This window comes from Streptomyces sp. CLV115, from assembly GCF_038448545.1.
Taxonomy (GTDB): domain Bacteria; phylum Actinomycetota; class Actinomycetes; order Streptomycetales; family Streptomycetaceae; genus Streptomyces; species Streptomyces sanglieri.
The window spans coordinates 1-14,247 of the sequence record NZ_JBCEWQ010000200.1; the positions used below are offsets into that span (position 1 = coordinate 1).

Sequence of the window (14,247 nt, forward strand, 5' to 3'; positions counted from 1 at the left end):
CCCCCGGCCCGCTCCAGGTCGTCGCGCTGCACGACATCGCGGACACCGCCCTGGAACGCGCCCGGCTGCGCGGCCCCGAGCTGACCATCAGGGCCGACCTGACCCCCTGGTACGTACGGGCCGAGCCCGCGGCGCTGGAACGGGCGGTGGTCAACGTCCTGGACAACGCGGTCAAGTTCAGCCCGGACCGGGGCACGATCGAGATCGCCCTGCGCGACGGCGAACTGACCGTCCGGGACCAGGGCCCCGGCATCCCCGCCGACGAACTCCCCCACGTCTTCGAACGCTTCTGGCGCTCCCCGTCCGCCCGTCAGCTCCCCGGCTCGGGCCTGGGCCTGTCGATCGTCGCCCGCACGGTCCAGCAGTCGGGCGGCGAGATCACCCTGCGCCCGGCGACGGACGGTCCGGGCACGATCGCCTCGATCCGGCTGCCGGGGGCACCACAGCCGCCGCCGGGGCTCTGAGCGCGGGCGGTCCGGGTACCGCGCGGAGTCAGAGACGGCGCCGGAACTCGGCAGCGAACTGCGGAGCGCCTCCCGCGTCCAGCCTGTCCAGCAGCCCGTGCAGGTCGCGGGGTTCCCGCCGGACCAAGGTGTCCAGGACGACGCGCTGCACATCGCTCCAGTCGGCTCGGGCGGATTCAGCTGATCAGTTGTCGTAGAGACCGGCGTCCTCGGTCAGCCCGACCAGTTCGTCCAGTCCTCGGCGACGCTGCGAGCGCCTCTTCTCCTTGTAGTCGAGAACGTCCGCCAACAGCACCCTGCGGTGTCTTCCCGGCCGCGAGAAGGGGATTCCGCCCTCATCGAGGATCTTGACGAACGTCGGCCGACTGACGCCCAGGAGGTCGGCGGCCTCTTGCGTCGTCAGGATGGTGTTCACCGGTGCGACCGTCACGGCCTTGCCCTCCGACAGGGCCCGCACCACCACCATGAGCGCCTCGTAGACCTCCGGGGGCAGCGTGCGCGTGGCGCCGTCGGGGCCGCGCAGCAGGACCGGCTCCACAGCTTGTGGGGTCCGGTCCAGGAAGGCGCGGAGCTCAGCGATCTCCGCGCGGTGCTCGGGCAGGAGAGTGCGGTCTTCAGTAGTGCCGTGCATAGCTCTGTCTCCTTTGAGAGTAGACCCAGCATCGCGCAATTCGAACGAAACGAAAGCGCTGATTCGGGCCCGCTCAACGGCCGACCGAGCGCCAGATGTGGTGCGGAACCGTCCGCGCGGCTTCCTCCATGTCGATGTCTCCGATGGAGAGCCAGCGGCGCGCGATGCCCACCACCGGGCCCAGGATCAGTGATTCCAGTACGGGCAGGGGGAGGTCGACGAGCCGGCCCGACGCCTGATGGGCTTGCAGCCAGGCCGCGATCGGGGCCAGCCGGGCCTCCTGGGCACCCCTTATCCGATGGGCGTGTGCCGTGATCTCGCGGTCCGCGGTGACGGAGTGCATGAGCCGTGCCGCGTCCGGGTGGAGCTGGACGAAGCGCAGGTAGGCCCGCACCACGGCGTGGACGCCGGAGCGTGCGTCGTCCGCCTGCTCCAGCGCCTTGCCCAGCTCGTCGAGGAGGCGGTCCAGCCAGGACTGCGCGAGCGCGAGCGCCACTCCCTGGAGGCTGCCGAAGTGGTGGTAGATGCTCCCCGCGCTGACCCCGCTGGCCGAGGTGATCGCGCCGAGCGTGAGGCCGGCCTCGCCCTCCGACACATAGATGTCGAGTGCACAGTCGAGCACCTGGGCGGCGGTGGCCTCGCCGCGTTGCTGCTTCGGGCTCATCGGATGCCGTCCTCGTTCCCGGAACCGGAGGTTCCTCGTGGAGTGTCTCCGGGAACAGCCTAGTGAAGCTTCTGGAATTCTTTCCAGAAGTAGTTCCAATTGCTGCCTTCCGTACCTCAGACTGAACACCGATTTCGCCAAGTCGCAGCAGGGCACACGGATTTCGGATGACTGAGGCGGTCCCACGGGCTGCGGCGCGGGACACGCGGGGGAGCGCTCGAACATGGCCAGCGTGCACAACGACGATCACGAGAGCAGCGACGACAACGTCGACGGCGGCATCAAGCCGCTGACCGCGAACGACCCGGCCCGCATCGGGCCCTATCTGCTGCTCGGCAGGCTCGGCGCGGGCGGAATGGGCCGGGTCTATCTCGCCCGTTCCGAGGGCGGTCGCACGGTCGCGGTCAAGGTGGTGCACGCGGAGCACGTCGCGGATCCGCAGTTCAGGGCCCGCTTCCGCCGCGAGGTCGACGCGGCGAGGCGAGTGGGCGAGCGCTACACCGCACCCGTGCTGGACGCGGCTCCCGACGAGGAGTACCCCTGGGTGGCCACCGGCTACGTACCGGGGCTCTCCCTCGAACAGGTCGTGCGCGGCCACGGCGCGCTCCCCACCGAGTCCGTGCTCGCTCTCGCCGACGGGCTGCTGCGCGCGCTCAAGGACATCCACGCGGCCGGCATCGTCCACCGCGACCTCAAACCGTCGAACGTGATGCTCACGGTCGAGGGCCCCAAGGTCATCGACTTCGGTATCGCCCGCGCCGTCGAGACCTCGGTCGACTCGCTGCTGACCAGCACGGGGATGGTGATCGGATCACCGGGCTTCATGGCCCCGGAGCAGATACGCGGCGAGAGCGCGGGCCCGAAGAGCGATGTGTTCACGCTCGGTTGCGTACTGACCTACGCGGCCACCGGCACGCTCCCCTTCGGCCACGGGGTGAGCAACCAGCACGCGGTCATGTACCACATAGTCGAGGCCGCCCCCGAGCTCGACCGGGTGCGGGACGAGGGTCTGCGCGCCCTGATCGCCCGTCTTCTCACCAAGTCGCCCGCCGAACGCCCGTCCGTGGACGAGCTGTTGGCCGAGCCCGGCCGTCAACACCGCGCCCCGGCAACGGCGTCGTGGCTGCCTGCGGACGTGGTGGGCCACCTCGCACGGCAGTCGGCGCAGCTTCTGGACGCGGAGGCGGCACCGGTACGGCAGGAGCGGGTGGACCGCAGCACGGTCGGCCTGCGGCCGGCGGGGCCCGTTCCCGTGGCCGCCGACGAGGCCACCCCCGGGGCCGTGCACATCGGCGGGGCGGCCGAACCGAAGCCCAAGCGGGAGAAGCGGCGCCGGAGGCTGATCGTGTCCGTCCCCGTGGTCCTGGTCCTGGCCGGGGGCGGCGGCACGATGGCCGTGCTGCAACCGTTCAGCGGCGACAGCGGAAACCACGCCTCCGCACCGTCCGCGGGCGCGGCGAGCCCGACCACACCGACGTCACCGTCACCGTCGTCGCCGGAGGGCACGCCCTCCCAGGGGGAGAAGAGTCCCGGCGCCTCCGGCGGCAAGGACAAGAAGAAGGACCGGAAAGGCGAGGACGGAAAGGACGGCCGGGACGGAACGGACGGCCGGAACGCCGAGAACCCGGGCACGGGCTCGGGATCGTCCGGCGGGGGCGGCACATCGCCCACGGGCGGGTCCTCGACCAGCAGCTCGTCCGGCGGCGGATCGTCGTCGGGGGGCGGCGGTTCGAGCAACACCTCGGGCTCCAGCAGCAGTTCGGGAGGAGGGGGTTCGAGCAGCACCTCGGGCTCCACGAACGGTTCGGGCGGCTCGGGCGGTGGGAGTTCCGTTCCCTCGTCGTTCGTGGGCACCTGGAAGTTCGGCGAGACGTACAACACCGGGCAGCCGGGCACCATCACCATCTCCCGCTCGGGCGTGGTGCGCATGTCCGACTTCCCGTACAACAACTGCCCGTACGAGGCCAAGGTGACCTCCACGGCGAACGGCAAGAGCCGTATCAACGTCGGCACTTCCAAGCTGATCGGCCCCAACCCCGGCTACTGCTACACGACGGTCGACCCGTCGTTCTACATCCTCAACGGCAGCAACGGCATCCGGCACAACGTCGGGCCCGCCAGCGGCGACGGCTACTACTACAAGCGGGGCTGAGGCCGGGGGCCGGGGGGCGTAGTGGCTCAGGCCCCCGGATTGTGCCGGATGAGCGACTCCACCAGGCCGGACCGGGTGGCGGGGAAGTCCAGTGGGACGATTCCGAGCCCGGTCCAGCCCGCCGCCTCCGAGCCGTCCAGGAACGACTGGACCTGCGGGTTGAGCCGGTCCGCGTTCCAGCGCGGCGGCATCAGGGCGGCGGTGCTGACGTAGTTCATGTACAGCTTGCCGGGCTGCTGGGCGGCCTTGCGGAACTGGGCCTCGATCTTGGGGTACTTGGCGAACGGCTCCGCCATGTAGTCGTCCTGGATGTCGAAGAGCGCCGAGTCGGCGTACCGGACACCGGGCAGCCCGCCGTTGTCGGCCAGCAGCACGACCTTGCCGCGCGCCTCGCCCAGCGAGGGCAGTGCCGGGTCGATACGGAACAGCGGCCGCCAGCCCCGGTTGTCGAGGTAGTCGTCGAAGACCGCCCGGAACGCCGCGTCGCTCTCCTCCGAGTACTCCTGCTTGACCCGCATCAGCACGGTCTCGGAGGGGTGGGCCGCCAGGAAGTCCCAGCAGGCGCCCAGCACATCGCCGAACATCAGGTTCTGATACGAGGCCCCATGATGGATCGCGAACGACCCGCCGGTGATCCGGCACCGCACGTCCAGGAAACGGATGCCGCTGTCCAACTGCGCGGCGATCGTGGTGTTCTGACACTCGGTCCACGGTCCGCCGTAGCGGGCCCCGGAGTCGTGCGAGCCGGGGATCGTGAGGCGCTGCAGCGCGGTGGCGTCGGGGACGGCCCCCATCCAGTCCTGGGTGCCGCGGACTTGGCGATCGGCGGCCCCCGCGGGCCCCGCGCCGACCAGGACGGTGGCGGTGGCGGCGAGGGCGCCGGCCAGGAAGTTCCGGCGAGTGGCGGTGTACGGGCTCATTCGGGAACTGCCTCCGTCTGCCGTGGGGGGTCGACCCACGGATTATGACGGGTACGCGTCACGACGGGAACAGATCAAAGCGGAGTGTTTCTCCACCGGCCCGTCTGTAGCCGTATGCGCAAGAGCATCGAGCCGCGGGAACCCCGGTCAGAGATCAGAGGTCCCCCGCGCCCGGACTGCGGGACGGCGAGGGCTCGCGCGCCGCACCTCCTGGAGGCTACGCGTCGAATTCGCCACGCCAGGCGAAGTCCAGCAGGGCGCTCGGCAGGTAGCCGGACTCGACCTCGATCGGAATGCCGTTGGCCTTCGCCAGACAGGCCATTGCCAGCGGGGCGATGGCCACGACCCCTTCGAGGTTCTGGGTGCGGTCCTCGTCGGCCGTCCAGTACTCCTTGTGCCAGCGAAGAGCGTCGTTCAGGGCCTCGTTGAAGCCTGCTGCGTCGTTGCGCAAGTAGCGGTAGAACATCATGATCGGCGGGTACTCCAGCTTGCCCATGGTCTCGGCGTCGAGAACGTGGGCGGCCTCGGGGGCGCTCAGGTCCACGGCCCGCACGAGGTGCCGACTGACGTCGTCACGCCGCAGCCAGAAGCTCCGGAGGGTCTCCACCCAGGCGTAGACGTACTCGTCCAGCACGCCGCCGCAGTCACGCAGCAACGACGCAGGCACCTGCGCCAGCATGTCGAGGCGGGCCGTCTCCCGGCAGATCAGCGCCAGGAAGAAGGCGTCGAGCCAGGTCCCCGCATTGAGATAGAACTGCGGTCCGGTGGTGGCGAGTTGCCGGTTCTCCTGGCGGATCCTGCACGTCACCGTCTCCTGATCGGTGAACGTGGCGGCGAAGACCGCCGAGTGCACCTGCATGGTCAGCAGCCAGGATTCCCAGGTCTCCAGCATCACCGCATCCGGATCCCCGACGCAGCGGATGCGCGCCACGTTCAGGGACGTCGTCAGCGACCCGATCCTGGCGTCGTGCGAGGTTTCAATGGTCCGCAGCGAATCGGCCAGGGAGCCCTCCATGACCGGCACAACCTTCTCCATCGCAGCCACCGGATAGCTCTGGCGGGACACGCTCGTAACCACTGATCTCCCCTGCTGGATTCATATCTTGAAGTACTCAAGGACGGCTCCGGCGTACGAACCATTGCCCTCGACGGCCTTCACCATCGCATACTCCAGATTTCCGTTCTGGAGCGCCGGCTTCAGTTCAGCCACCAGATCGGCATTGCTCCAGACCTTTCCGGAGGCATCGGTAACTTCAAGCGATGGCCGGGCTTCCATCTCAGCGATGATGGTCCACAGATAGTGTCGGGTGCCCTGCTGCACCATGAACTTTGCCGCGAAGCCCTTGCCTCTGCGCCAGATGAGCCCCGACTTCGGCGCCTTCGCCTCGATGAGCACGAGCTTGCCGTCCGGCCGCCGGTACAGCTGATCGAACATGTTGGCCCCGTTGGGCGTCTTCGGCAGAGGTTGCTCCAACGAGCCCTTGAGTCGCTCGGGTATCACATGCAACCGCGCGGCATCCTCACCCAGGCGTTCGGAATAGCTGCTGTTGTTGGACGTCTGGTCGTCGAAGTGGTCGATGAACTGTTTCCGCGCACGCTCCACTTCCGCCAACGTCTGTTCGGCCGGTGCGGACTTGTACGCACGCTCGGCGTTGGACAGTTCCACAGAGACCTTGCGGTCTTTCGCGACATCGTCGAGGTGGTCGATCTGGTCGACCGGCGTGCTCCCGCGAGTCAGCGGGTCGCGGCCGTACCTGATCTCTGACGGGGCCGAGGGCAGGTCGTTCTTCGAGATCCAGGAGCCGTCGCTGTCCTTCGCGAGGATGGGCAGTTCAACTCCATCGATCTCGGTGCGGGCGCTACGGCGATGGCCATCCGAGCGGTAGTACTGATCGAACCAGGACTTGTCGGGGTCGTTCGCCCGCCGGACGAATTCGTCCTCCTTGGCCTTGATCTCTTCAGCGGTCAGTCGCCGATCGCCCGAGGGGTGCGTCGGCTGTGCCGCGTCATCCGCGCCGTGCGCTGCGCCGCCCAGGCCGCCTGCGCCTGGTTCTTCCGGGAGATGGCTACCGCTGCCAGTGGATGGGGGCTCGTGGTGGCCAGCGCTGCCGGGGCTGTCCGTGTGGCCGCCTGTACCGGAAGCGCCGTCATCGTGGGCGACGCCCGAAGGGCCGTCGGTGTGACTGCCGCCGCGGGAAGCGCTGTCCAGGTTGTTCATGGGTATCTGGTCACCCACGTGGCCACCGGGGGCGTGGTCGCCCCTGCCGAGCGGGTCGGAGATGTCGTTGCCCAGGCGGATGGCGTCTTCGCTGGTGCGGGCGCCGGCGCCGATCAGGGCTGGTTCGCGTATCGGGTCCGGGGTTTGCGTGTGAGGATTCGTTCCTGCTTGGTCGACGCGCTGGGCGAGGGTGCCGTCCTCTTTGTAGAGGTTGCCGTCGCGGTCCAGGTACGGAGCGCCCTCGTCGAAGGGTGATCTGACCGTTCCCTCGGGGAGTGCCACAGCTCCGTCGGGGAGTTTGACGGTGCCGTCGGGGAGGGCGGTCGCGCCTTCGGGGACTGCGGCGCCTTCAGGGAGGCGGAGGGTGCCGTCGGGGAGTCTGAGGGTGCCGTCGGGGACGGTGACGACGTGATCGGGCAGGGGCGGGAACTCGACCCGTCCCAGGCCCTTCAGCCCGGCCATCACGTCGCTGATCTTCGACAGTCCGGCGCCGGCGCCCTTGAAGACGTAGGTCATGGGGTCCACGGCGCGGGCGGTCTTACTGGTGAGGGAGAGGGCCTTGGCTGCCAGGCCGGCTTTGCCCGCGCCTGCCGCGGCGCTGCCGGAGCCGCCGGTGAAGACGGTGGTCAGGACGTTGAAGCTGACCGCTCCGGCGGCGCGGGAGGGATTGCTGCCCCACTGGTCCCAGGCCACCAGTGCCTTGCCGGTCTCCTTCACCGCGGTCTGCGAGTCACGTATCCAGGCGGAGTGGTCGCCGGGCAGGGCGTGCAGGACGAGCATCGCGGCGGGGGACAGCCCGGTGGCGAGTTTGGCCAGGCCGGTCCACGCCTCCTTCGCCGCGTCCCCGCCCTCGAAACCGGCCAGGGTGCCCAGGCCCTTGAGAGTGCCCCAGACCCCGTCGACCAGGAAGCCCTTGCCGAAGTCGTAGGCGTGCTCCCACACCTGCCACCAGGGCGTCGACTCCTCGACCGCCTCTCCCCAGGGCAGGCTCTTCACCTGCTTGAGGAGCTCGGCGTCGTACCCGTAGCTGCCCTTCTTGCCGGAGCCGTCATCGATCTTCAGCGCCTTGCCACCGACCAGGGCGACGATCTTGGCGTGACAGGCCCGCTCCACCTCCTGGAAGGCGGCCCAGACCTCGGCTATCTCGCCACGGCGCCGGTTGTTCTCCTCGACCAGGTCACCGTCCTCGCGCCACTTGTCGTCGGCTTCGGCCTCGACCCGGAAGGCGACCGCGTCCCGCTTCAGCTCCTTCAGCTTCTCCACCAGCGGAAACGCATCGTCCGAGTACGTGCCCAGCGCCCCGGCGATGACGCACAGTTCGGAACTCAGAGACAGCCCGGTCGCCGCCACCGGCCTGGTCGTCGCGAACAGCTGCTCCGCCTCGGGCGCCTTGTAGAAGGCGCTCAGCCCGCCGAAGCTGCTGTGCACATCACTCGCAGCCGTCGCGATCGTGGCCCCGTGGCCCGACAGCTCCGTCACCTTCGTGTCGAGCAGGGCCAGATCACCGGTGAAGACCGGTATCCCCACCGGGTCGACCGGCTCCGCGTCACTCACCGGTGTCCCTGCATGCTCTTGAGGACATCCAGATGTACGGCCTTCGCCGCGTTCTGCGCGTTCCTGGCCGTCTCCAGATCACCCTCGCAGTACGCGTTGGTGGCCTCCACCGCGCCCAGCACCGAGGCCTCGATCCGTTCGGCCGCCGCCTTGAGGTCCTTCTTGCGCTCACCCAGATACTCACCCAGCGCCGCAGCCACCGGCCCCATCGCCCGACGGGACAAAGGCGCCTGACCCGGAGCCACCGGCCCCTGAAGGTGCGTGACCGCCTGTGGGCCCGGCACCGCCGTACCCGCCGCCTGAGCCGCCTCCGACACCGTCGCCATCAACGCCGTCAGAGCCTTCTCCAGATCACCGGCATGCGTACCGACAACCTTCAACTGCCCCTGCACACCCTGCGGTCTGATGTCCCACGCCACCATGAAGACCCCCCTCTGTGCGCCCCGTGCCGGGCCAACCACCTCGTGCCCGGAAACGACCTCGCGTGCGGTGAACGTTTGTCCGTGAGGCCATCTCTATCAACTTGAAATCGCTGATGCAATCAGCAAATTGATAATCAGCCACCTGCATCGGGCAGGGGGATTTCCAGTGGTGAAAACCTGCATCCTTACGCAGGCGTGCCGTCGACCGGCCGCCCAACCCTCGCGAGACGTTCCCAGTCGCCACGTGCCCGGCCACCGGCGTACCAGGACCTGGACGCCAGGGCGCGGGGAGGGCGGGGAGGACGGCCCGGCGCAGACCTTCGGCGTCGACACCTCAGAGCTGAAGGACCTGGTGCGCGACGCGGTGCTCGCGGCGGGCTGGCCGTGGCGCGGGGTGACATTCGGCAGGCTCTGACGCTCGGGAAGCTCTTCAGCAGGTTCCGACGTTCGGGGGGCTCTGACGGCCGTGTACGCGAAAGGGCGGTGGGCCCGCCGGCCCACCGCCCCGCTCACCCGCGTACGGGAGTTACTACTGGATGACCGTGATCCGGTCCGCCGCCGGCGGGGCCAGCGGGGTCTCGGCCGTGGAGTGGGCCGCCAGGTAGGCGTTGAACATGTCCAGGTCGGAGGCGCCGACCAGCTTGTTCGTGCCCTCGCCGAGGGCCGCGAAGCCGTCGCCGCCGCCCGCCAGGAACTCGTTCATCGCGACGCGGTAGGTCTTGGCCGGGTCGATCGCCTCACCGTTGAGCTTGATGGTGTCGGTGACCACGCGGGCCGCGCCCGTCTTCGTCATGTCCAGGGTGTACGTGAGGCCCTTGGAGACCTGGAGGATCTTCGGGCTGGCCTCGTTGGAGCCGCTGACCTGCTGCTGGAGCGCGGTGACCAGCTGGGCGCCGGTCAGGTCGACGACGTTCATCATGTTGGTGAAGGGCTGCACGGTGAAGGACTCCCCGTACGTCACCACTCCGTCGCCCTCGGCACCGCTCGCCTTGTGCACCAGGTCCGCGCGGATGCCGCCCGGGTTCATGAAGGCGACGACCGCTCCGCCCTTGTCCGCCGGGGCCAGGCCCTCCAGCTGGGCGTCGGCGATCAGGTCGCCGAGCGGCTTCTCGGGGGCCGTGGAGCCACGGCCGTTGATGTCGGCGGTGATGTAGCCCTGCGGCTTGTTCGAGATGGGCGCCGCGAGGGCGTTCCAGCGGGCGATCAGGGCCGTCATGTCATTGGCCTTGGGCTGGTCCCGGCTGACGACGTGGTTCGCCGACTTCGGGTTCTTGGCACCGGCCGACTTCACCGACGTACGGACGATGTCCTTGGTGCGGCGGTCGTACGTGAGCGTCGTGTCGGTGTAGAGCTTGCCGAAGGAGGACGCCGAGGTGACCATGCGCGGGTTGCCGGCCGGGTCCGGGATCGTGCACACGTACGCCTGGTGGGTGTGGCCCGTGACCAGGGCGTCGACCTTGGGCGTGATGCCCTTGGCAATGTCGGTGATCGGCCCGGAGATGCCGTCACCGGCGCCGGAGCTGTCGCAGTCGTAGTTGTACGAGGTGGAGGCCGGGGCCCCGCCCTCGTGGATCAGCGCGACGATGGACTTGACGCCCTGGCGGTCCAGCTCCTTGGCGTACTTGTTGATCGTCTCGATCTCGTCGTGGAACTTCAGTCCCTTGACGCCGTTGGCCGTGACGATGTTCGGCGTGCCCTCCAGGGTCACTCCGATGAAGCCGACCTTGACGCCGTTCTTCTTCCACACCGTGTACGGCTTGAGGATCGGCTTGCCGGACTTCTCACTCGTCACATTGGCGGCGAGGTAGGGGAAGTCGGCCCCCTTGAACTTCTTGCCCTTCTCGTAGCACCCCTCGACCGGGTGGCAGCCGCCGTTCTGGAGGCGGGCCAGCTCGGTGGCGCCCTCGTCGAACTCGTGGTTGCCGACGCTCGTCACATCGAGGTCGATCTTGTTGAGCGCCTCGATGGTCGGCTCGTCGTGGAAGAGACCGGACAGCAGCGGGCTCGCGCCCACCATGTCGCCGCCGGCCGCGGTGATCGAGTACGGGTGCCCCTTGCGCGCGGTGCGCAGCGAGGAGGCGAGGTACTCGACGCCGCCGGCCGGGATCGCCTTGGTCGTGCCGTCGGCCTGCGTCTCGGTGACCGTGCCGGCCGAGCCGGCCGGCGGCTCCAGGTTCCCGTGCAGGTCGTTGAAGGACAGCAGTTGCACATCGACGGTGCGGCCCGGCTTGTGGTGGCCGTGCCCGTGCCCGTGCCCGTGGCCGTGGCGGTCCTGGGCGCCGGCCGGCATCGCGGCGACGAGCGCGCCGACGGTGGCGAGCCCGGCCGCGGCGGCGAGCACCCGCCGGGATGCGCGGTTCTTCTGCGGTGTCGCTGACATCGGTCCCCTTGTGAGTTCAGCGGAGGTTCGAAAGTGGTGACGAGTCTGGAGACTTCGTGCGCAGCCTAGGGTCAACGCGCGTAGCGCGACAGGTGTCGGCGGTTACGAACTGGTTGCCATGCGGTGGGAATGACTTCAAACCGGAGCAGGTCATCCGTATGGCTCACATATGCGGGCAGAGCTGCCCCGGCCCGCACATGCGGCGCAAGCCCGTACGCCATGGGCGACGAAGCGGAATCCGGCGCCGCCGTCCGGCCTTTCCCGGCGGCCACCGACGGACGAGGGGCATGCGGCCGTGCGGCCGGGCCACCCCTTCGGGGCATGCGGCTGTCAGGCGGGCTGCGCGGCGGGCGCCGGGGCGGGGGCGGGGGCCCTCCTGGTCTCGCGGAGGAACAGCAGGCCGGTGATCGCGATCAGTGCCGAGGTCAGGCCGTGGATGCCGAACGCGGCGGCGACGGAGCCGTGGTGGGCCAGGACGTTGATCATGTCGCCGAACGGGGCGACGGCTTCCATCAGCAGGACCCAGCCCAGTGCGCGGCGGTGGCCCGTCACCAGCAGGATGCCGAGGACGAGGCCCATCGCGAATTCACGGATGCCCTTCATGACGAGGAAGCCGCCACCGTCGCCGTCGGGCCAGTTCGGCAGGCCTACGCCCGGGGTGGACGTCTCGGGGGTCAGGATGAAGGACAGCCCGAGGTAGAGGACGAACAGGGCGCAGGCGGTGGCCAGGACGGTGTTGACGTTCTTCAGCGACATGGTGCTTCTCCTTCGACGTTCGGCCCGATGCGGGGCAGGATCCAGCGGCGGGCGCGGCCGGGGTGCCGATGACGTGCCGGATGAAACGGATGGTGCAGGTGGGGCGGGACGGACACCGGCATGCGTGACCGCCCAGGAGGGCAGGGCTTCTCCGGCCGCCCTGCCCCGGCCGAAGCCGACGTGTCATGCCTCGATCTGCTCGAAGATGTGCGGGTACGACACGACGTCGTCGGGGAATTCGGCAGCCACGCCCTGGAACTCCGGGCTGCCGAACGCCGCGGCGAGGGCCTCGGTCGATTCCCAGACCGCGATGTTCATCAGAAGCCGGCTGTCCGCCGTCCCCTTGTGCATCCGGAGGGAGACGAATCCCGGCTGGGCCCTCATGAACTCGGCCTGCCTGTGGAAAAGGGCCAGGAACGCTTCGGTCCTCTCCTTCGGGACGACGAAGGTGTTGGCCAGGACGACGGGCCCGGTCCTCTCCTTGAACTGCGCGAACATCGGCGTGCTCGGGTCGAGACTCTGCAGCTTGGCCATTTTCGGAACTTCCTCTCACTGTCGGTGAATGGGTGCCGCCCGGTTCCGCGCCCCGCGGGCACCGGCGGACGTCGGCGGACGTCGGCGGAGTTCGAGGGCGCCGGTGTCCGGGTCCGTGATGCGGACAAAGGCGGCGGCGCCGTACGTCGGGTGCCCGGCCGAGCGGTCTGCGGCCGACGACCGGGAGGGCCCTCGGGCGCACATCCGAGCGGTCTGCGACTGATAACCGGGAGGGCCGGCCCGTGGGCTCAGGTGAGGGCGGTGACCAGCAGAACGAAGGCGGCGATGATGACGGCGACGCGGAGGTAGTGGAAGCGGTCCCAGCGGTTCATCTGCTCCTTCCAGTCCTCGGGCCGGTTCTCGGGGGTCCACGTCTTGTTCCGGTCGTTGATCGGGACGAGCAGCAGAAGCGACATGACCACGCTGAGGAGCAGCAGCCCGCCGGCGGTGACGACGAGGCCGGTTCCGTGGTGGTGCCACCCGGCGGCCGCCCAGATGCCGACGAGGACGAGCGAGCCGATGTACCAGAACGGCATCACGGCGCCGAGCATCCGGCCCCCGTGGGCGTGGCCGAGTTGGCCGCTGTCCTCGGGAAGGGCGTTGAGGATCGGGTTGATGACGAAGGCGACGGAGAACTCCACCCCCACCATCACGCCGACGACCACGGTGGTGACGACCTGGAGCGCATTGAACATGACGACCCTTCCGAAATCTAGCGTCGCTAGCTGGCGAGGCAACGCTAGTACTACTGCCGCTCTCATGTCTAGCACTGCTAGGATCGACTTATGTCGGTACAAGAACGCAAGCAGCGCGAACGGGCGGTCCGCGAGCGCCTCATCGTGGCGACGGCCCGCGAACTCGCCGAGCAGCAGGGCTGGGACGCGGTCACCACCCGTCGGCTCGCCGAACGCATCGAATACAGCCAGCCCGTCCTCTACAGCCACTTCCGCGGCAAACGCGAGATCATCGGCGCCGTCGCCCTCCAGGGCGCCACCGAGCTGGCCGTGGCGATGCGGGCCGCGACCTCCGCCGCGGACGGCCCGCGCGCCCGGGTGCACGCCCTCGCCAGCGCCTACCTCGACTTCGCCGCACGCAACCCGGCGGTCTACGACGCCCTGTTCCAGCTGGACGGCGGTCTGGCGTACGCGCAGGAGGACACCCCGGAACCCCTCAAGGACGCCTTCGCCGCACTGCTGGAGTGCCTCGGCAAGGTCGCGGGGGACGGCATCGAACCGGGACTGTTCACCGAGGTGTTCTGGGCGGCGCTGCACGGGGTGGCCACCCTGACCCGGTCGGGACGGCTGCCACCGGAGGAGACCGGGCCGAGAGTGGACCTGCTGGTGGACCGGCTCGCCGTGGCCTGACCCACCGCCGCGGCAGGCACGCGACCGGGGCCGCGAAGGAGATCGTCAGGGAGTGCGACGGGCCCACCGCCGGCACTCCCGTCGCCGACGGCGCACCGGAGCACGCCACAGACCGCCGACCGAGTCCCGAAGCGCCCGCGCACCACCCGGTACCCACCCCGCCCCCGTAGGCTCGTAGACATGACGAC

The 14,247-nt window shown here is 69.2% G+C and carries 15 protein-coding genes; 4 read left to right on the plus strand and 11 right to left on the minus strand.

Translation table 11 applies throughout. From position 1 onward, the window contains the following. Positions 1-464 (plus strand): sensor histidine kinase (locus tag AADR41_RS37680; RefSeq protein WP_342286620.1); only part of this gene is annotated, 464 nt, incomplete at its 5' end. A 28-nt stretch (positions 465-492) separates the two neighbouring features. On the opposite strand, the gene AADR41_RS37685 is transcribed toward AADR41_RS37680, so the two are convergent. From AADR41_RS37685 to AADR41_RS37695, 3 genes are all read right to left on the minus strand, one after another. Beyond that, positions 493-615: a hypothetical protein gene (locus tag AADR41_RS37685; protein WP_342286621.1), complete on the minus strand. Its 123-nt coding sequence runs from the start codon at positions 613-615 to the stop codon at positions 493-495. Positions 616-648: 33 nt separating this feature from the next. Further along, complete coding sequence (locus AADR41_RS37690; RefSeq protein WP_342286622.1) at positions 649-1,095, minus strand: helix-turn-helix domain-containing protein; 447 nt, start codon at positions 1,093-1,095, stop codon at positions 649-651. Between the two features lie 73 nt (positions 1,096-1,168). Further along, positions 1,169-1,759: a TetR/AcrR family transcriptional regulator gene (locus tag AADR41_RS37695; protein WP_342286623.1), complete on the minus strand. Its 591-nt coding sequence runs from the start codon at positions 1,757-1,759 to the stop codon at positions 1,169-1,171. A gap of 223 nt (positions 1,760-1,982) precedes the next feature. Here AADR41_RS37695 and AADR41_RS37700 point away from each other — a divergent pair, with 223 nt between their 5' ends. After that, on the plus strand, positions 1,983-3,911 hold the full coding sequence (locus AADR41_RS37700; protein ID WP_342286625.1) for a serine/threonine-protein kinase: 1,929 nt from the start codon (positions 1,983-1,985) through the stop codon (positions 3,909-3,911). Between the two features lie 26 nt (positions 3,912-3,937). On the opposite strand, the gene AADR41_RS37705 is transcribed toward AADR41_RS37700, so the two are convergent. The 4 genes from AADR41_RS37705 to AADR41_RS37720 form a co-directional block, all read right to left on the minus strand. After that, a complete protein-coding gene (locus tag AADR41_RS37705; protein WP_342286627.1) occupies positions 3,938-4,831 on the minus strand; it encodes a phosphatidylinositol-specific phospholipase C in 894 nt (297 codons plus the stop codon). A 217-nt stretch (positions 4,832-5,048) separates the two neighbouring features. Further along, positions 5,049-5,867: an immunity 49 family protein gene (locus AADR41_RS37710; RefSeq protein ID WP_342286628.1), complete on the minus strand. Its 819-nt coding sequence runs from the start codon at positions 5,865-5,867 to the stop codon at positions 5,049-5,051. 60 nt (positions 5,868-5,927) lie between these two features. Then, the gene (locus tag AADR41_RS37715; RefSeq protein ID WP_342286630.1) at positions 5,928-8,603 is read right to left on the minus strand and encodes a hypothetical protein; all 2,676 of its coding nucleotides are present in this window, start codon (positions 8,601-8,603) and stop codon (positions 5,928-5,930) included. Continuing rightward, a complete protein-coding gene (locus AADR41_RS37720) occupies positions 8,600-9,025 on the minus strand; it encodes a DUF6507 family protein (RefSeq protein ID WP_342286631.1) in 426 nt (141 codons plus the stop codon). The genes AADR41_RS37715 and AADR41_RS37720 overlap by 4 nt, the downstream gene beginning before the upstream one ends. A 244-nt stretch (positions 9,026-9,269) precedes the next feature. On the opposite strand from AADR41_RS37720, the gene AADR41_RS37725 reads away from it, so the two are divergent. Next, a complete protein-coding gene (locus AADR41_RS37725) occupies positions 9,270-9,440 on the plus strand; it encodes a hypothetical protein (protein WP_342286632.1) in 171 nt (56 codons plus the stop codon). A 114-nt stretch (positions 9,441-9,554) separates the two neighbouring features. Here AADR41_RS37725 and AADR41_RS37730 read toward each other — a convergent pair whose 3' ends face one another. From AADR41_RS37730 to AADR41_RS37745, 4 genes are all read right to left on the minus strand, one after another. Further along, positions 9,555-11,405 carry a bifunctional metallophosphatase/5'-nucleotidase gene (locus AADR41_RS37730; protein WP_342286634.1) on the minus strand — a complete coding sequence of 617 codons (1,851 nt, stop codon included), beginning with the start codon at positions 11,403-11,405 and terminating at the stop codon, positions 9,555-9,557. Between the two features lie 330 nt (positions 11,406-11,735). Next, positions 11,736-12,161 (minus strand): DUF4267 domain-containing protein, encoded by a 426-nt coding sequence (locus tag AADR41_RS37735; protein ID WP_342286636.1) that lies wholly within the window; start codon positions 12,159-12,161, stop codon positions 11,736-11,738. A 183-nt stretch (positions 12,162-12,344) separates the two neighbouring features. Further along, the gene (locus AADR41_RS37740) at positions 12,345-12,695 is read right to left on the minus strand and encodes an antibiotic biosynthesis monooxygenase family protein (RefSeq protein WP_342286638.1); all 351 of its coding nucleotides are present in this window, start codon (positions 12,693-12,695) and stop codon (positions 12,345-12,347) included. A gap of 248 nt (positions 12,696-12,943) precedes the next feature. After that, positions 12,944-13,390 (minus strand): DUF1772 domain-containing protein, encoded by a 447-nt coding sequence (locus AADR41_RS37745; protein WP_342286640.1) that lies wholly within the window; start codon positions 13,388-13,390, stop codon positions 12,944-12,946. A gap of 90 nt (positions 13,391-13,480) precedes the next feature. Here AADR41_RS37745 and AADR41_RS37750 point away from each other — a divergent pair, with 90 nt between their 5' ends. Further along, on the plus strand, positions 13,481-14,059 hold the full coding sequence (locus AADR41_RS37750; RefSeq protein WP_342286642.1) for a TetR/AcrR family transcriptional regulator: 579 nt from the start codon (positions 13,481-13,483) through the stop codon (positions 14,057-14,059). Positions 14,060-14,247: the final 188 nt, after the last annotated feature.